Annotated in this window: 18 protein-coding genes; all 18 read right to left on the bottom strand. The window is 38.6% G+C overall.

The window, feature by feature from the left end:
• Window positions 1-113: 113 nt before the first annotated feature.
• Genes HHK02_RS05400 through HHK02_RS05315 form a run of 18 tightly spaced genes read right to left on the bottom strand, consistent with a single transcriptional unit; the run spans window position 114 to window position 19,778 of the window.
• Window positions 114-4,613, bottom strand: coding sequence for a phage tail tape measure protein (locus HHK02_RS05400; RefSeq protein WP_181462847.1), 4,500 nt, complete (start codon window positions 4,611-4,613; stop codon window positions 114-116).
• The gene (locus tag HHK02_RS05395) at window positions 4,614-5,456 is read right to left on the bottom strand and encodes a phage tail domain-containing protein (RefSeq protein ID WP_086131862.1); all 843 of its coding nucleotides are present in this window, start codon (window positions 5,454-5,456) and stop codon (window positions 4,614-4,616) included.
• Window positions 5,457-7,976, bottom strand: a complete 2,520-nt coding sequence (locus HHK02_RS05390) for a phage tail protein (RefSeq protein ID WP_181462903.1) — start codon at window positions 7,974-7,976, stop codon at window positions 5,457-5,459.
• A 3-nt stretch (window positions 7,977-7,979) separates the two neighbouring features.
• The gene (locus HHK02_RS05385) at window positions 7,980-8,417 is read right to left on the bottom strand and encodes a hypothetical protein (protein ID WP_181462846.1); all 438 of its coding nucleotides are present in this window, start codon (window positions 8,415-8,417) and stop codon (window positions 7,980-7,982) included.
• The gene (locus HHK02_RS05380; protein WP_181462845.1) at window positions 8,418-10,739 is read right to left on the bottom strand and encodes an SGNH/GDSL hydrolase family protein; all 2,322 of its coding nucleotides are present in this window, start codon (window positions 10,737-10,739) and stop codon (window positions 8,418-8,420) included.
• Window positions 10,740-11,402, bottom strand: a complete 663-nt coding sequence (locus tag HHK02_RS05375) for a hypothetical protein (protein WP_181462844.1) — start codon at window positions 11,400-11,402, stop codon at window positions 10,740-10,742.
• On the bottom strand, window positions 11,403-12,005 hold the full coding sequence (locus HHK02_RS05370; protein WP_181462843.1) for a hypothetical protein: 603 nt from the start codon (window positions 12,003-12,005) through the stop codon (window positions 11,403-11,405).
• Window positions 12,006-12,308, bottom strand: coding sequence for a hypothetical protein (locus HHK02_RS05365; RefSeq protein WP_003663688.1), 303 nt, complete (start codon window positions 12,306-12,308; stop codon window positions 12,006-12,008). It lies immediately after the preceding gene.
• Window positions 12,309-12,740, bottom strand: coding sequence for a phage holin, LLH family (locus HHK02_RS05360; RefSeq protein ID WP_181462842.1), 432 nt, complete (start codon window positions 12,738-12,740; stop codon window positions 12,309-12,311).
• Window positions 12,741-13,847, bottom strand: coding sequence for a LysM peptidoglycan-binding domain-containing protein (locus HHK02_RS05355; RefSeq protein WP_181462841.1), 1,107 nt, complete (start codon window positions 13,845-13,847; stop codon window positions 12,741-12,743). It abuts the gene before it with no gap.
• Window positions 13,848-14,522, bottom strand: coding sequence for a hypothetical protein (locus HHK02_RS05350; protein ID WP_086141341.1), 675 nt, complete (start codon window positions 14,520-14,522; stop codon window positions 13,848-13,850).
• Window positions 14,523-15,662: a helix-turn-helix domain-containing protein gene (locus HHK02_RS05345; RefSeq protein WP_181462840.1), complete on the bottom strand. Its 1,140-nt coding sequence runs from the start codon at window positions 15,660-15,662 to the stop codon at window positions 14,523-14,525. It lies immediately after the preceding gene.
• Window positions 15,663-17,078, bottom strand: a complete 1,416-nt coding sequence (locus HHK02_RS05340; protein ID WP_181462839.1) for a C69 family dipeptidase — start codon at window positions 17,076-17,078, stop codon at window positions 15,663-15,665.
• The gene (locus HHK02_RS05335; RefSeq protein ID WP_152726815.1) at window positions 17,079-18,155 is read right to left on the bottom strand and encodes an Ldh family oxidoreductase; all 1,077 of its coding nucleotides are present in this window, start codon (window positions 18,153-18,155) and stop codon (window positions 17,079-17,081) included.
• Window positions 18,156-18,332 (bottom strand): hypothetical protein, encoded by a 177-nt coding sequence (locus HHK02_RS05330; protein ID WP_003671106.1) that lies wholly within the window; start codon window positions 18,330-18,332, stop codon window positions 18,156-18,158. It lies immediately after the preceding gene.
• A complete protein-coding gene (locus HHK02_RS05325; protein ID WP_003665815.1) occupies window positions 18,333-19,292 on the bottom strand; it encodes an L-lactate dehydrogenase in 960 nt (319 codons plus the stop codon).
• Window positions 19,293-19,472, bottom strand: coding sequence for a hypothetical protein (locus HHK02_RS05320; RefSeq protein ID WP_003668154.1), 180 nt, complete (start codon window positions 19,470-19,472; stop codon window positions 19,293-19,295).
• Window positions 19,473-19,778, bottom strand: coding sequence for a hypothetical protein (locus HHK02_RS05315; RefSeq protein WP_003668153.1), 306 nt, complete (start codon window positions 19,776-19,778; stop codon window positions 19,473-19,475).
• Between the last annotated feature and the right edge of the window lie 5 nt (window positions 19,779-19,783).

Below are 19,783 nucleotides of genomic sequence, written 5' to 3'. Positions count from 1 at the left end.
TTCATTAATTTCAAATCTGAAAGTGTTAGCTTACTGACCTCATTCCATTTATATCCATCGCGCATTTTATTTTTAATGAAATCTGTGAGACTCTTGATTGAATCATCAATCATCTAAAGATGTTGATTATCAAATAATGCTTGATCAGTTCCTTCAATACTATAAAACTGGTTCTTGTCAAAGGCGCCGGCTTTAATTGCAGAAAGTTGAGCTGCATTTAAGCCCAGCATTGTCCCAAAGCGATTAAGCATCTGGTCCATCCGATCTAACATCTCTTTTTGCATCCCATTATTACTTTGGCCACCGTTATTGTAATTATTTACAACTTGGGTACTTTGCATATTAGGCTTAAAGTTAGTTAATACAGAAACGGCATCATCAGTACCATTAGCATATTGTGGTAAGTGCTTAAACATCTTAGCAGTATCACTAGCTTTAACAACTTTTGTTCCACGAGGTGCATCTAAAAGAACATTTCTACCAAACGGAATAAATGGTTCTGCCCCCGGGAATTGAACAGCTTCTCGAAAGACCGGTCCAGGTTGATCATTAACAACCATCGGACCACCTGGGTGATAGTTAGTACCTTTAGCGTGATGCTTAGTAACAAACTCATGGACAGTCTTTATAGTCTGAACAATTGGGCTTGTACTATTCCATTTGTTAATCCAGTCAATAGCTCCTTTAATAACACTGGTAGCTTGGTCATTAGCCTTAGCAGTTTTAGTATTTGCGCCAGTCCCATTCCAATTTCCGACTGAACCAGTAGCAGAACCAAACGGACCAGAAGCATTATCAAACCCATTGGCTGACTTTGAGTTTGCACCAGTTCCATTCCAGTTAAATACACTCCCAGTAGCATTTCGAAATGGTCCACTAGCATTATCAACGGCTAAAGCATTTTTAGGAGCGCCAGGGTTAGCACGTTGCCAAGCAAGAATTGCATCATTAGCAGCCTTTAAGTTTCCACTGGCTCTATCTTCTGCAACAATTTGCTTAACTGTACTTGCTGGCATCCCTTTCCAAAGATTGTACTTTGAAATTAATTCCCCTAATTGGCCAGAACCTTTGGCATTAACAATGGCTTCTTGTTGTTTAGGCGATAATTGATTCCATCGTCCGATCTTATTCAAAGCATCCATTACATCAGCAGTCCCTTTAGTTGTTACTAATGCTTGCTGCTGCTTAAATGTAAGATTATTCCATTGGTTAGCCTGCACTAATGCATCAACTAATTGTGGAGTTCCTTTAGCGTCAATAATCGCTTCCTGTTGTTTTAAGGTTAAATTATTCCACTGTCCGGAACTTTGCAAGGCTTCATAAATTGGCTTAGTTGCCTTATTAGTAATTACTGCTTCCTGTTGTTTTAATGACAAGGAATTCCATGCACCGGATTCAAGCAGAATGTCGGCCATTTCTTGCTTACCTTTAGCCTTAACAATTGCTTCTTTGGTCTTAAGATCAAGATTATTCCATTTTCCCGACTTCTCTAAAGCTTGAACAATTGTTTCACTAAATCCGTCTTTCAACCAAGCTTTCTGCTCTTTCCAACTCATGCTATCCCATTTACCATTTTCGATTAATGCAGCTGCCACCATTTGTTGAGCATTGGTACTTAACTTACCTTCCTTTTTCAGAAGTTTAATTTGGTTCCATTGATCTTTGGAATTAACAGCCTTGTTAACTTCCTCCTGGGCGTTGGTCCGAACCTTACCAGTTTTGGGATCGAAAACTAAGTCATTCCACATTTTAGCGGCATCCTTAGTTTTACCTTTGAGACCGTCAAGGGAAACAGCAATACTCTTAGAATTCTTTTCAGCATTTTTGGCCAGCTTATCCAGTTGTTTCATTCCAGCCGAATAACTTAATCCTTCTGCTTGCATATCTTCTTTAATGCGACTTGTAGATTGCCCATTTGCACGTGCTAACCGAATATATTCAGCAGAAGCCTTATCAACATAGTCTTGAAGAGTTTTTTTATTAGCTCGCATACCAGCCGCATACTCATTTTGATTAATAGTTCCAGCTTTTAATTGACGCTTAAGACTATTTTCCTGTTTTGCATATTCATTACGCATATTATCAGATTGAGTACGCAAATCGGCCAATGCTGTATTACGTTGGCGATGAGACATATTAGCAACATCGTTATTTAATGCTGCCATTGCTTTTTTACGCTGATTACCAGTTAAGCTCCACATTTTGAGTTCATCATCAACAATCTGTTGCTGATTATTTTGCAACATTACTCGTTGAGTATCGCTTAAACTAGCGACATTCTTATTAGAAGTCTGTAGGATTGTATTTGCTCTTGTCCTGGCTTGATCAGCATTACTAAGGATCTTATTCATCGTATCTTTTTCATGCTGTGCTTCCCGATCAACTGCAGCAGCAACTTCTGGAGACATATCTTTCTCAGCCTTTTTAACACCTTCTAAATGTTTCCGGGCATCTGATTCCATTTGACTAAATTCGCGATCAAATGAATCTGCCATACTTTTAGTAGAAGTTTTTGTTGCAGTATCCATATCGGTTAGAGCTGCTTGAATACCAGTTGAAGTATCCTTAAATTTTCCAAGAGCTTTATCAGCAGCTGCACCCACGTCAGATCCCCAACGATCCGTTCGTTGTGATGATTCAACAGCTTTCTTACCCCAAAGCTCCCAAACAGTAATTCCGCCGGCAATGGCTAAAGTAGCAACTCCAGCAACAGCGGCAACTGTTCCTAAAGATACTCCAGCCGCAGCAGTAGCAGCACCTGCTTCACCTGCAGCTACACCGGTACCTTGTAAAGCGACAGTCGCAGCACCAACACCGTTAGCAGCTTGAACCGCCCGACCACCTGCACCAGTCATGGTTGTTCCAAACTTTGCAGCTTGAAACGTTGATTTTGAAAAAGCTGAGCCAATAACGTCTAACCCACTGGCTCCTAATTTCATTGCAGTCTGGGCTCGGCCTAAACCAGCGGCAAGCTTACCAAAAGTGAGGACAGTTTTACCAGCACCGCTCGTCAACTTACCAAGAATTAAGAACAACGGGCCAGCTCCGGCAGTGAATAAAGTAGTTGCTACAATTGCCTTCTGAACAGCCGGTGATAAATCTCCGAAGCCATGAGCAAGTTTGGAAATATTCTGTACTAACGGAATCACTGCTGGCAGAACATACTTAGCCATATCCATTCCAGCGTTAGTTAAAGACTCCTTGAAGATTGCTAATTGTGCTTTAGGAGATTGAAGGTTTTTCTGTGACAAGTCGCCGATATAATCCCGCTTGGCAGAGTTTTGAACTTCTTTATTAAGTTCACGTAACCGATTAGCGTTTTCGGTTAAAATTGCCCCAGCTTGTTGTCCAGTTGTTCCAAATAACGCATGAAAAATATCATTCTTTTGGTGACCAGATAAGCCTTTCATATGGTCATTTAACGTCTTAAAAATAGACGACATTGATTTTAACTTTCCACTCTTAGTAAGAAAATCTTTAGTACTTAAATTAATACTTGCTAAAGCTTTTTGACCATTAGCGGTTGGCGTAATTAGTGAATTGATAACCTTTCGTAGACCAGTACCAGCTTTGTCTGCTTCTAGACCATTATTAGACAAGATCCCCATTGCACTAGCAGTTTCCGAGAGACTAAAACCTGCTTGATGAGCAGTTGAGCCAACATATGACATTCCCACACCAAGTGATTGAAAATCAGTTGATGTGGCATCGGCAGCATAGGCTAACTCATTTAATGTTTTAGTAGATCTACGCTGCATGACTGCAGCATTCTTGATTGGACGTCCTGCTTTATCAGTAGCCAGTCCAAAAGATTCCATTGTCTGCGAAGCAACTTTGATTACATCATTAAAGTCATCCCCAGTGGCCACAGATGCTTTAAGTTCGTTCCGCATTACTCCAATTGCTGCTTTAGATGTATAACCACGCTTTACTAGATCTTGATACCCGGCAGCAATCTTTTGCTGACTAACACCGTACTCGTCAGAATACTTTCGGGCATCTGCAGTCATCGTTTTATATGCGGCATTCGTTTCTGCAGCTGATTCTCCGGAAGTTCGAATAACGTTCTTGACCTTTGTCATTTGATCTTGGAAGTCAACGAGTTTCTTAGCGGAATATGTTAACCCTGCCGCAATTGGAGCTGTTAAATAAGTCGACATCCCTCGACCGACACCAGATATTTTAGAACCAACATTGGTGGCCACATTTCCAAAATGTTGAGTGCGATTAGCAAGTTGTGTCCACTTATTCGACTGCAATTCAATATCACGATTAAGAGCTTGCATTCGTCCACGTAATTGTTCAATTTGCGCAGACGTTTTATTATATTGGGTTGCTGCCTTAGTTCGTGACTGCTCGCTCCTGGTAGTATCATCCATTGCTTTCTTAGCATTCTGGAGTTGCGCATTATAATTGCGCATTTGTTGACTCATAGTCGCATAAGCAGCACGTATATTATTAATACTTCCACCGGATGCTTTCAGTGCCGCTTCTTGCGCACGCAAAGCATTGGCTGTTGATTTAATTTGCGCTTTTAAAACACCATTAGCCGCTTTAAACGGATCAATATCCAAACTAACAGTTGCTGCCAAATGTCCTAATGATTGGGTCATCTAACCAAGATACATAAATGGGAAACTAAATGTAATTTCCAAGTCATCTGCACCAGTAACTTCAAAGTTATTCTTTCCAGGCGCTAAAGTAATATACCCATAATCGGTATTGGCACTATCCGGATTGTTATTCTTAAATGTTCGGCGTCCCTTTAACAAGAGAGTATCGTTTCCAGATAGATTTTGATTGTACGTCCAAGAAGTATTAGTAGTTGTATTCTTTACCGTGAATTTTCCACCATTATGCTTAATAGTAATTTTTAGATCATGACGCTGTTCAACAGGATCGATTGTAATATCACTATCATTAAGGATAGAAAACTTATTCTGGCCTTTGAAATGGTATGAAGGAGTTTCCTCATCCATGTTCATATTCAAGTCTGAGAAATCCTCATCTTTCATCTCATCCGTATGCAATTTACTAAATCGCATCCCACTAGGATTTTCGAAAGGCACTTCAAACGTACAATAGTTAACTTCTTCTGGTTCGCTTTTAATCTCAAAAGAACTAGCCCGACAGTAACGGACAATATCCGGCTCAACTCCTGTTCTTAACCTAAAGATTCCTTTTTGTGCAAAGACACGATAAATCTCATGCTTTGCCATCTTAAAGTCTTTTCGATCAAAGAACTGTAATAAGAACTTAGCGGTGATCGTCGTTTGGCCATAACGGGAATAACTCCAAATTTGACCATCTTGTTGGGAATCATCACGGTAATTATTAACAATACTAGGCGATTCAGTTAAGCCAAGAAAAGTTAAGTGGTCAGTAATATCTGTGCTGGCCACTTCTTTTTGATCATCGATTTTAATGTAAAGAATGTTTACAGCGATTACGACCACTCACTTCAAACTTCCCCAATCCGTCACTCTATAACCTAGATTTACTTGAGCCCGTGATACGTATGCCTTACCAGATCCGGAAACATCGAAAATTAATCTTCCTTTAGTAGTTCCGGCTGGAATCTTAATATTGACTGTGCCGGCGGATTGCCAAGCGCCGTTATTGACGATATAGACAACATTCGACTTGCCAGCAGAACTACCATCGCTTTTTAGGAACTCGACATAAGTAGTGGCGTAAATTGAATTATCAGTCGCGTTTAACTTAGCCATGAGACAACTTGAGATGGAGGAGGCACCGTTGAGGTTAAATTCATTGCTTCTGAGAGTGCCTTGCTCTACCTCAAGTACTGGACTGTCATTATATTTTTCGCTGGAAGCAGTTCCGCCGGTCATCGTAGTTACTAAATTATGCTGACCATTTTGCATCCAGTAAATATTCTGGTCTACTGCTTCCATATTCTTATCCGTCTCTTTCTTATCATTCACGACTTGCGTTAATGACTTGGATTGCTGATCCATGCTATTTGCTAATCCACTAATCCGAAGTCGTTGTTCTTCAAGAGCTTCCTGCAGACGTTTAGCTTTCTGGTTTTGATAATCTAAAATAGTCGTTTTTGAATTATTTAACGTAATCTGATTATCTTGTCCCTTAGCTTCCGGATAAATCGTATAGCCAACGGTCTTATAACTACCTGAATATTTATCACGCGCAAGCACCCTTAGAATTTCACCGGCAACAGGTACAAATGAATTCCCCTGAAGCGTGACTTCAATATTTAAATCTGGATCAGGTTTAAGAGTAGTTAAGGCATATTTACGCATTGCATCTGCATCTTGAAATCTTTCATCAACAAGATCAGGCCCAGGATGTTCTCCCCATTCGTCAATTGACTTTTGATCAACTACCATAAACGGTTGGAAGTAATACTCTTCTTGTGATTCTGTAGTTGTATCATTCCCGACAGTATCATTAGTTTCTTTACCACCGATACCATCACGTATAACTTGTAAGGGATCAAGCCAGGTTCCATCATTTGACCAGGCACTTTTCAATGCAGTCATTAAATTCTTTTGCTTAGTAATTCCGATATGAAGATGGCTAGTATCACGGTGGCCAATGACATCCCCCGTTTTAACTTCTTGCCCAACTTGAACAGTAATATCTCCTCGATTCAAAAATGCTTCCTGGTAGCAAATTAAATAATCATTCGACACAATAGTTATATAGTTTTCCAGTCCAGCAATGTATCCAATATCCTGGACTTTTCCACCATGAATCGCATGAACATCGCGTCCAGGATGATCGACAGAACCAAAATCAAGGCCATCGTGAAAACCATTAGTTCGCCCTACTCCATCTTGAGGGTGTGTTCCAAAAGTTTGCCCCAATGAAAAATGACCTTCTCCAACATCTGGAAAAGGCCATCCCCACGGATTAGGTGGTGAAATGATCAATTTATCTTTCGTGATTGGGGCACCATGAGGACTCCAACCAGTAACACCATTAATTTGTCCTAGCGCATTAGGAATATTGAAGAACGTAACTAACGTATCAAAGCCACATTTAACATTAGTATACGGTTCTCGACAATAATAATTAAAAGTTCGTTGTTTAAATTGAAGTAACCCAAGTGCCGGACCAGAGCCATCACCATCTGGATCAGCTCCAGGCTGTTGAGCATCTTCCCGACCGCCCGATTCCAAACGAATTTGTGCCCGTAAAACATTAAGCTGCTGATCATTTGGCTTTATTCCATAAAGGCTAGCAGCATACTGAATAACTGGTGTCCAATCACCATTAACTGGCTCAGTTGGCCCATTAGCATTAGTTCCACCTGTTCCGGTATAAACAGTGTGCTGAACCTCATGCTTACCACCAACACAACGAATCATGTTAATAATTGATTGACTGTCCCGAGTAGTTTTAACTGACTTTGCATCCCTCGGAAAATCAATCACTCGACCATTATCCTTATAGAACTCATCTTCTGAATACACCCGTATCTTCTTGTTGTCTGGATATATAACTGCACTTGGCCATAACTCAGTAATCTTACTAAGCATCTCTTTACCACTGCCACTATCAAACTTAGGAGTTGATTGTTTATCAAAATTACCATGAACTTCATAGCTAAAGCCTAGCTTATTGCCATCAATCCATGCCTTTAGTAAGTCCTCAACTCCATAAGACTGATCCTTACTAGCATTACTATCCTGATTGTTATTCAAGGTAAGGTCACTTCGTTTATAAATTCGACTAATCTCATTATAGACATGCCAGGCAGTGATATTTTTCGTGTTCGTATCAAAGTTTTCAACACAATTTTTTACGATATATTCCTGTCCCTCAAGCACAATCGAACTTTCAACATCTAGCGGATCATACAATGCTGAATCATAGTCAAATACTGAGAAAGTCAATTGAAAGGTCGAATTCTTAGACCATTCGCTTTGCATTGTTGGCCAGAGAATAATGTCTCCAATCGGCTCCTTAGTTGTCTCTTTATGAGGTGTCATCAATTAGTCGTTAAGACGATATTTTATTTTGAAATCAAATAATTCTTTTAGGACGTTTTCGACTTGCTTGATGTAGTCGTTGATTTGCTCTTTCGTTAGTTTAATGCCGACATCAATCCAAGCAGTGAAGTCATAAGGAATAATCCGCCCTTTATCTACCTTTCTGAATGGCGATTGATTAAGCAGACTTGCGAGCTTATTAAAGGCCTGGTTCAAATCACGGATATTTTTTATCAAGTCAAGTCGAGTTCTGCGATTGAAATCAGGATCAATTGAGCTGTGATTGTAATGCAATGAATTACGAATCGCTAACCGGTCATTGATGAGCTGGCAGAAAGAATTATAGTGATTGGCCGTCTGCTCAAAATCGAAATTAAGCACGTCAATCAATGCTTGTGGCGATGTTTCTTCAATATATTTGAGATTATTAGTTTCTCCCATTTAGTTAAATAATTTACTGAGATAATCTATGATTTTCGGTGCAAAAATCCGATGACCATTGGTATTAGGATGCGTACTATCAGTGTCACTTGTACCATGATAATACTTTGCTACAAAGCTAGGATCCCACGGCCGTAATCCCGATTGATGATACAAATCAAGGAATGGCAATGAGTAGTAATCTGAAAACTTCTTCATTGTAGCCACATACTGTTCCCCAATCTCACTAGCTTTCATATTGAGTTTATCCCAGTTATTTTCATTTTGAGGATTGAATGCACCCCAAGGCCCGGGAGCGATGATGCCAACTGCTGCATCATCTTTAATTGACCAGATGTGGTCTAGTGTAGCTTTCATACCACCCCAGAGAGTTAATTTATCTGTATCGCGAACATCACCGAATTTAAAGCCATCAACGAATACATCATTAAAACTTCCAAGGATTGTATAAGCATCACCATCAGCAGGAATTTGTCGATTATAGAATTGATCTCCATAGTTACCATTTTGAGCGACATAGCCAGTACCACCAACACCAGCGTTAACCATAGTTACACCTAGCCGATCTGCCACATAATTAGTGTAATTAGCTACTGTATTCCCTAAAGTGTTGGCAGCCGTCCAACTATCACCAATGGCAACCCATTTCTTACCAGCAATTGGTGATTTATCGTGCCATTCGATTACTTTTTCTAAGGCAACCTCAGGGCCATCTTTGTGCTGGTTAACTTTCAGGAAAGCACCATTATAAGGAACGGTAAAAGTTTGATCATAGAATTGCGCATCTAAATTATTATTAGGAAAACTTTCAATCAATCGACCTGCATAATCATAGATATTATATAGATTAGCTTCGAAGTAGGAGTTACCCTTAATTCGATAGGTTTCAAACGGTTTAATAGAAATTTGATTGTACCCGACTACCTTCGTTGTTCCATCAGTATCGTATTGGTAATAACCGTATTGATACTGCCAATAACCATCATTATTACATTTAGTCAATTTTACCGGCTGACATTTTGCCTGCTTACCATTAACAACAGATGAAACAAAATCTGTTGTGGCATCTTGAACTCGATCAAAATTCTTTACTTTGTAAAGATGGCGTTCATTACCATTCCCCTTTTTAGTGTTGATATACATAGTTATAGCGCCTTGCGGAATAGCAAATATAAACGCTTGCTTTGAATCAAGTTCTTTATCCGTTAAAGACTGTGGAAAGTATCCAACGATATTTTCCTTAGTGTCCCATAAAATAACTGTTCGAGCATCAAAGTATGTCGTTCCATTGACTAAATAAACCTCTCCTGGTGTTACCGGAATAGCATCAGAATAATAAGTATCATCATTGTCAACATTATGTCCTGTCTGAATTGAAACGTAGCCACTCCATTGCCCAGTAATCGGTACTTCTTCAACAGTTGGGACTAATGAATCTTGAAGGACTTGACTTAACTTATTAACATTAACACTTTTATCTAAAAGACCAGCACCAACAAAGGGGCCACAATCCTTCCATGTATGATCAATATACATATACTTATGATCATTTTCAGCAACTATAAACAATCCAGCCTTCCCATTAGGATATGTTTGTTGTAGTGCGGATAACGTATCAAAAGCTTCTGGATTAATAGCTACTTGTGCTAAGGTGGTTGTAATATCACGCTGAGTATTCGCCAGTTCGGTTTTCGTTGCAATATCATTTGCCTTAATTTTTGCTTCAATATCACCGGCAGTAGCTGCAAGACTATTTAGGTGATTTGTAGCTTGAATTAAGGCATTTTCAGCTGCCGTTACTTCCAAGCCATACGTTTTTCGCATTTCCTGAGAAAACTGGTCATTAGCATTCTTTGCCTTTGCTAATTCCAGTTGCAATTCTGAATCATAATGATCCGCAACTAGTCCCATTAATGGTGTGCCATCAAGGACTTGGAACCAGATGTCAACGGATGTTTCGCGGACGCCGGCGTCATTGGCTAGGATTAAATGACCGTAGCAGAAACCGGATTGGGGAAATACTTCGGCTGGGAAAGCTAAGGTTAATTGATTATAGCCAGTGACATTATTGGTACTACCGACCCAGTGAACGCCCTTAGCACCAGCGGCCATGACTGCTACGCCATTACGTAAAGCACCATTGCCGACTTCGGCTTCTAGTTCCGGATGTATTCCCTTAAGATCTTTGGCCACACCACCTTCAGTAATAAATAATTGAAAGGGAGTCATCTTGTCCCCTACTCGAGCATTAAAACTATCGGATAGGTCAACAGTGGTCCCGATTGGTTTTAAGACATCTAAAGTTACGACCTGTGTTTGCATTTAATATTCTAATGCTGATTCATCAATATTCTTGCTTTTATCTATCAAACTTTTTACATCGTATATTTCAACGTTTTTAGATTCTTTATTCGTAAAAATAAGTGGTTTTGCATACATCATTATTCCGTACTTTCGTTTTATCAAAACAAAACGTTGATTATGTAATGATAATATATAAACGTATGTATTACCACTTGTAGAATCTTTTAACAAAAGAATTCTGCGAAAATCACTTGTAATTTTATTATTAGAGGTATTAGCATAGGCTGTATCTAATGATGCTGGAATTCTAAATGGATTTTCTTCTCTAAATCTTTCATTATTTTTAAGCATACTAATAATAACAGTATCTTGATTTTTAAGAATTTTAGGATTATACACTGCCTCCTTTTTAAATGGTCGGATTTTATTTAATGTTGTAAATAGACAATCAAGTTTAGGAATTATAAAAGTAAATGTATTATAAACACCGGTTTTATTATAGAAAGAGATAATTTTGGTTTCATAATGTATAGGATTGCCTATATAATTTGTAATCTTTAATCCTACTTTTCCTGACTTCCAAGCTACAAGTTGAACATCTATTGCTGGTAATTTTTGTTCATGATTCTTGAAACGATATATCTCTTCAACTACTTTTTCTCCCCATTTCATCTTTTCCATCTATTTAAAGCTATTAATCATGGCTGGCAATAATCTTAGTTGTTCATCTACATAATTATTAACAGAAGCTAAGAATTTTCTATTTTTCTCTTTTAACTTTATTTGCTCTAAGTACGCTTTTTCTTTATCATCATCAATGGCCAAAATTGTTTTTGCAATTTTTAAAAGTTCATCAGCATTAGAGAACACTTCATCTTTAAACTTATTATTAGTTGTTACTGATAGTGAGAAATCAATCATCGCTATATCCTCTTGAATATTCCTTGCCAATACTTTTATTCGTTGATTATACTTTTTTGGATCCCCAACAATTTTCATTAATTCAACAGGGTCACTTGGTCGATATGTATATTCATGTATATCATTTGCTAACCTCACCGTATACTTTTTTAACTCACTAAGATTCTCAATTTCATTCTCATACACTAATTCGGAAACGGTTTTCATTCTGGCTATTTTTGTTTCAGTAGCTCTCGCCTTAGAACTACTAATTAGTGTGAAAATACCCGTTAATAAAGAAGCCGTAACCCCACTTATGAGTGCTATAAGCACTGTAACCAAAATTGATGAATTAGAATCTGATTGGTTAGCTAACAATAACATTCATTTGTTTTGTTCCTCCAAATTTGTAATTCGACGTTCATGATCTCTTAATTGTTCATCGTGGCGAATAAAGTGCTTATCGCCATTTTCAAATCTCTTATTGGCATGTTTGTGCCATTCGTTCCAGTCTTCAATGTTCTTATTAAGTTTTTGAAGATTCTGATTGATTGGATTAAGGACTTTATCAATTAGATTACCAATTAATTTATGCGCCCCGCCAAATACTGCGGTTCCAATTACTAGAATAGATCCCCATTCGGCCCAACTAAGACTCAGGAAGGAATGGATTGTAAAGATGTGCATTTATTTTTCCCCTTTCATTGGATCAATTGCTGGTGCTTGGCCGGCTGGAATAGTAGCAGGTTTAGTTGGTTGTTCTTGTTGTGATGTCGGATCAACGGTTGGTGTCAATGAGGACTTTTCATAAGCTGATTGAACAAGGGTCTCGATGGCATTAAGGTCGATATTCTTGATACCTTGTTGTTTGAGTGCCTGTTGGACAATATCGGTTGCTTGTCGGAACTTCTCGTGACCGGCCATGTCTTTGCCGACTAAAGAAGCAACCGCGTTATCTGCAAGTTGAGCTGCACAAGACCAAGCGGCGCGGGAGGTTTCGGTTTTAGCATGGATAACCTTGGCATGAATAAAGTTTTGCATTAGTTTCAGGGCAATAAAAAAGGCTACCGAAGCGGTAACCGTAATTAAATATGATGGGATTTCGCTAATAACGTTCATTTAAATTTGGATTGTCTGACCAACATAAATTACGTTAGGATTTGCAATCCTGTTCTTCTGCGCGAGTGCTTGCCAGGTCTTGCCAAACTTAGCTGCAATTCCGCTTAAGGTGTCCCCTGCTTGGACAGTGTAAGCATTGGATTGTCCGTTACCGGCTAAGTAGAGTTTTTGACCAACATAAATTACATTCGGGTTAGCAATGTGATTACGGCTTACGAGGTCTGAAACAGTGGTACCGAATTTGGTGGCGATTCCGGATAACGTATCGCCCGATTGAACAAAGTAAGTATTTTCTTTTGATGCTTTTCCGGTGACTTTGAGGACTTGACCAACATTGATCATGTTTGGATTTCCAATACCATTGATTGCTGCGAGGTTCTGGTAAGTGGTTCCGTATTTTTCTGCAATCCCACTCAACGTATCACCTGGTTGGACAATGTAGGTTCCGCTTGCTGGATGGCCGACGTGTTGCACCGGCTTAGGTTCTGGAATAACAACTTGCGGAACATTGCCTGATACTGAATCAGTCGTAAATGCTCCATCAAAGTCATAACTGGTATCAATTCCCATGATGTTATGATCGGAATATTGCCAAGCACTTGCATTATCAATCCCTAGTTCAGTCACACCATAGCCGGCAATCCAAATCTTCCGGGAATCAAAGCCATGTGAATTAAGAATGCCACCAGTGAAGAAGGACTTCATGGAGTAAATCCCGGTATTCTTGTAACCGAGCGCTTCTACTTCTTGGAGGAAGGCTAAGGATGCTGATTGATAATCTGCTGCCGAATGAACTTCCGCATCATCAATCATCAGAGTATCGTCGTACATACCGAACTGCTTAGCGATCTTAACGAAGAACCGCGCTTCATTTTGTGCATCGGCCACTGATGTATAACGAGCAAAGTGGTAACATGAAACGCGCAAGCCAACCGCTAAGGCATTACGAATTTGAGCGGCCGCACGTGGGTTAACATAAGCCGAACCATCTTCAGACCCTTCCGTTAACTTAACAACGACCCCTAGTGCTCCCTGAGCTTTCGCAGCTTGGAAAAAGGCAACAGTATCTGGTTGGTAACTTGAAACATCGATAAATTGATTACGCATTTATTCATCCTTTGTTTCATTTAGAAATTCTTTAAATTCTTCAGGTTGGAAACCTTCAATATCTTTTGAAACAGTTTGTAAATCGTCCTTTTCACTATCACTAAGAATAATGAAACCATTATTAAGCTTTTTTGATATTATCCAACCATGGTTACCATCTGGTATTCCAGCAACGGTAAATAATGGTTTACTAGTTTGATAGCCATGATTCACTTCAAAGTAATACTTACTTGGCACAAATTCATCATCTAAATTAAATAAATTCAAACTAGTAGTAAATGTACGCAATAATTCCTTTCTGAACTTCGCGTCCCTGCTACTTTTTCTGCTATTTTGTGTTTGATTTATAGTTAAACTTGCCTTACCACTTGAAAGTTTTAAAAATTGCCCAGTCTTTCTTGCGTTCTTTTCAAGATCATATGAAAAAGGTAAAAGTTTTCTATCACATGCACGCATCATGCAAAATTCAACTGCAGTATTTTTAAGTTCTGGAATTATTCGTTCTCCTCGTCCTTCAAAAAACCACTCAGGTGCAGATTTATAAAAATCCATAACCTTCTTATATCCTGATGCTATACACTGATTAGTTATCAGTTGTGTTTCTTTATCGAAAACTTTTTCTAATTCATCTTTCGCAACTGCTTTTGCAACTAAAAGGGAATTATTATTATCCATCTACCTAACTATTTTAAGATTTATATTATTTTTATTGCTATTTTCTGACAAATAAAAATACTTTGAGAGTTCATCTTGATAAATTCCAGATTCTTCCGATAGCTCTGCTAAGAACCTTTCTTTATCTTTCACCAAAAATTTAATTGCACTTTTTATATAAGAAGGATACTCAATACCAATAGTATGATCATATGGTTCTTCTTTTCTCCAGCCATTACGTGATATAGTTTGCCTTAAGAAAAGGGCTTGCCGGTCTGTAATTATTCCGATTTCATGTCCACGATAGATAAGAGCTTGTAGAGAAACTAACCAGTGAAGTTTTAAACCTTTCAAGAAATTCATATTAGTTTGTGCCATATCCAACGCCAAACCTTTTTCAGGCATTAATAATGCACTTGCAAAGTGCTGTGCTTCTTGTTCTATACGTTTATGCTTTGAATTATTACTAATGTCATTGTGACTATATCCAGAATGCAGAAGAATATGTCCTAATTCGTGAGCTAAATTAAATCTAATTCTAACGCTTGAAGTTCTTCTACTATTAATTGATATGAAATACTGGCTTCCAATTTTTTCAGTCAAGGCATCTATTTTATCATTTTCAAAATCAATAAAATTAACTCTAATTCCCATTCTTTCAATAAGTAAAGTCATATTACTTATTGGCCCCATTCCTAAAGAAAATTGTGTCCTTACTTGCGATGCAATGCTATCAATTTGCTCAAAATCTATACATCTAAAAGTACTATTTTTTAGAGCATATCTAGGTAATTGAAATGATCTAAGATTAAATTTATTACTTATTAAAGAATCACAGTAAGCAATCATTATACTTTTATTTTTTGCTTGCTCAGAATCCCGTTTCGGCACTGCAATTTGTTCACGAAAGAAAGTTGTTTCAGTTGGATAGGGAATCGAAATATCATTCAGAAAAAAAGTATGTCTAACATTAAATATTTTTCCCAAAGCAACAATAGTACTAAATTCCGGTTTGCTTTGTCCCTTTTCTATCATCGAAATAAAAGAAGCTGACTTATTAATTTTTTCTCCAACTTCCTTCATTGTTAATCCATTTGATTTTCTTAAAAGTTTTAGTTTACCTCCATTAAATTCTCCTTGATGCAAAACTATTATACTCATTTAAAGGTTAGGATCCATCTTAAATGACATCTTTGAAAGCTCACAGCCTTCAGTTAATAATTCAAAGAAGAGGGCCTTTGTCCGTTCATTATAATGGGTAGCTATTTCATGATTTTGCCCAGTTAGATAATCAGTTAATGCCTGCCTTTCAAGACTAGCTGCTTCTTTATCAACCTGCGCAATTTTACGGCGTGCCCATTCATTTAGCTCCTTTTGGTAGTCTTCATCTTTTTCCATAAATTCTTGATAATGACTTTCAACAACCTCTGCTAAGGCTTCATTTAACCAGAATGCAGACTCTAAGTTCATTTTTTCCGGTACGTTTCGATACGATTCATCAGTATCGTCAGCATTAGCAAAAAATGGAACATAAGGGTTAAAGGCTGGGACCCCTAATTCAATCCAATGAATACTTGTTTTATATTTATTCAGATTGCGCACTTGTAAAATATGTGATTGGGCCGTCCGTGATAAAGAGATAGCTCGGTAAGTCTTACGTTCAGGAGCATCCCCCATTGGATCGTAAGGTGTCTCATTAAAATGCGATTTTAGAACATATTGGATGTCTTCATTAGCAATCTTAAATTCAGCCTTACGAATAAATGGCATTTCAGAATCTTCGGGACGTTGGCCTAATGAAGCATTAGGACTAAGGTAACGTTGAGCAAACCAGGTCCGCGGTGTGTTGTAATGACGGTCTTTTTGTGTACTGGTACCAAAAATATGACGGAAATCCCACCGGTCATGGTCAGGGTTTAATTGGTGTTCTTCAACAAATTCTTGAATTCCATCAGCCCACATATGATTATCAGGATCGTCAAAATCGATATCTTCAATTGCTACCTGGTTAGGAGTAACAGCATAACAATCATCAGGAATACGAACTGCAACCCATTGGTGACCAGTTACTACTTCCATATACCAAATATCATCTGCATCTGCAAATTGCATTCCATTTCCCTCAGCAGAGCCCAATTCAGCAATTAATTTTCCAGTATATTCAACTCCTTCACGGGCAGAATGAATATACGGTAATACTAAAGTACAAAGTGAGTCTTCTGCCAGGCCATTTTTTACGTATGGATCATATGCTAACACCCGATCATTTGCATAAACACTCTCAGTAAAGGAAGCTGCTACATTTGCTTCATTAATTCCATCTTCTTCATTAGGTCCGGCTGTTTGATCAAGGGTAGGTGTAGAAGTATAACGAATTCCCTCTTCCGGCAAAGCTACAGTTACTTTATTGTAAGGTGATACGTAGGTTTCGTGGCGTCCTTTTACTGCCGGTTTTACTAAAAATCGCTTGGGTTCAATTGCTTTTACGCGATCTTCATTACGAGCAATATAATTAGCACCGTCGAGAGAAGCCTTTTTACCGACCATAATTGATGTACAAGCATCTTTATTTTGCATTTAAGGAACATCAATACCAAGTTCAGTTCCTATTTCTTTCATTTCTTGATAGGTCTTTTCATCAATCGTGACACCTTTTTCTTTATTTTCTGCTAATAAACGGTACTCACGATCACCGGGTACCCAAATTTCTTTACCAGGAATATGTTCAAGCTGACGAATTCGATCTAGCATTGATGTGGCATCTTTCTTCAATACCTCTGGATCACCAAAGAATGCTGGATTAAGAACCATTACAAATTGACTAAAATCATGTTTACCACTAACAGTATCGGCAGAGATAGAGCCTTGAGCTAAAATACCCGTCAATAATTCAATTACGATAGAATTTCCCATCCCCTTATAATTAGAATTTTCCTCATCATTTCCGCCAAGAGTGAGAACTCCTCCACCTTTTTGTTCCCCTTCAGTAAAGGCCGCGGTGGCAAGAATATCTTCTGCCTCTTGCGCATCAGTTACTACCTGCCGATCTTTATCAACTGCCCATTCGCCTGGCAACGGTTCGCCTTTTTTAGCATGAACTTGAATTTTTCCACCTGAAACAACACAAGTGGCACCATCAAACATAAATGGATGTGGAGAAGCAGGAAAGCCAAACGCAAAAGCATTAGACCCAAGAAAAGCCTGAGTAGCATTAGTTGGGACTACCAGGGGACGAGTGTTAGTAAGGGCAACTCCTACCAATCCAGCTTCTAACGCTAATCTTGTATAGTAACCAGCGGTGCCGAAGTGATTCGAATTGCGAATAACAGCAATTGCCACCCCTGTTTTCTTAGCCTTTTCAATTATTTTTTGAGTCGCTAAAACCGTTGCGAGCTGTCCCATATTTTGATTAGCGTCAACAAGGACGGATCCTGGTAACTCACGAATAATTTTGACCTTATTTTGTGGAATAATCGTTCCCTCTTTAATCATCCGACGATACCATGCTAATCGTTGAATCCCATGAGATGAGATCCCGCGTAAATCCGCATCAACTAGAGTGTCTGCTAATAATTGACTGTCATCTTGGTTAAATCCCAATTTTGTAAAAACTTCTACTAGATAATGCCGTTCATCGGTTGCTTGAATTCTCATCTATTTTTGATCATTTTTTAAGTCACGTGCAAAATCATCAAGAAAGTCTTCTATTAATTTATCCTTATAACCCTTTTTTCTAAGTTCACTCGCTAAAATTGCCGAAGTAAGCCCCTTTCGAATTGCTAACTTATGATCACCTGCGAGCCAAAACATTACTAATTCTCGATCTTCCATTTAGTTGTTACCTTGTAACTTTGCCATACCGTTCTTAGCAACTTCTTCCAATTGCTTAGCAGAGTCGGCCATAGCCTTCTTTTCACGGTCGTTAAGTGGAACTTCAATAACCTTTGCAACACCAGAAGCATTAACAACAGCTGGAGTACCGATGTAAAGGTCGTTAAGTCCGTATTCACCGTTCATTGGGGCACCGATAGGGAGAACAGAATTTTCATCACGAAGAATAGCCTTTGAAATCCGCATTAAAGCAGTGGCAACACCATAGAAGGTAGCACCTTTGCGGTTAATGATTTCGTATGCCTTGTTACGAACATCATCTTCAATCTTAAGTAATTCATCTTCTGAAATGCCTTCATCCTTAGCGATGTCAAGTAATGGCTTGCCACCAACAGTAGCACTTGAGTAAGCAGCAAATTCGGAATCACCATGTTCACCCATAATGTTAGCAATAACATCACGAGGGTCAACATGAAGCTTCTTACCAAGAGCAACCCGAAGACGTGCGGAATCAAGTGAAGTACCTGAACCAACAACCTTGTTCTTAGGGAAGCCAGAAAGCTTTTGAACAGCATAGGTAAGGATGTCAACTGGGTTAGCTGCAACTAAGAAGATTCCGTCAAAACCAGACTTAACGATTGGTTCTACAACGGACTTAATGATCTTCAAGTTCTTATCAACTAATTGAAGACGAGTTTCACCAGGCTTTTGTGGAGCACCAGCAGTAATAACAACTAAATCAGCGTCTTTGCAAGTGTCGTAATCTGCTGAGTAGATGTTCTTAGGAGCGGTGAAGGCAGTAGCGTCTTCAAGGTCCATTGCGTCCCCTTCAGTCCGTTCCTTAATAATATCAACGATAGCAAATTCTTCAGCAATTCCTTGTTGTGCCATTGCGAAGGCGTAACTTGAACCGACAGCACCGTCACCAACAAGAACAACTTTTTGATGATTCTTAGACATTTAGTTAGTGAATAATCCTGCTCCTAAGATAATGACTGCTAAAAGGATCGCTGGCCAAAGTAAAACATGAATTAATGTTCCAATTAATAGAATAAGAAGGATTAGGCCAATGAACTTAACCGTTAAAACCCCAATCTTCCATAGCAACCAGCAGATAAGAATAGCAATTAAGAGACTCACCTAATCATTTTCATTATCAACTTTACTAATATGTGGTCGTTCTTGTTCGCGTTTCTTTTCTTTTTCTAAATGATGACTTAAGTAATCGATTAAGTCGGACTCAGTCAAGAAAATACGGGGATGATGTTGGTGATGCAACCGAACATCAATCTCGTTAATTTTTAATCGTCCGGTCCAAGTATGGGAATAACGAACAATTACCCGATTATTTAGTCTGTGTTTACCAAAGCGGAACACATATACGTGTTGGGGTGTCATCATTGGCCGAATGTACTCTTTTTTATACATTAAATCATTGTCGCGCATAAACT

The sequence above is a fragment of the Limosilactobacillus reuteri genome, from assembly GCF_013694365.1.
Taxonomy (GTDB): domain Bacteria; phylum Bacillota; class Bacilli; order Lactobacillales; family Lactobacillaceae; genus Limosilactobacillus; species Limosilactobacillus reuteri_E.
Note: the sequence above shows the minus strand (reverse complement) of the source record. Positions and strands in the feature narration are given on the sequence as shown.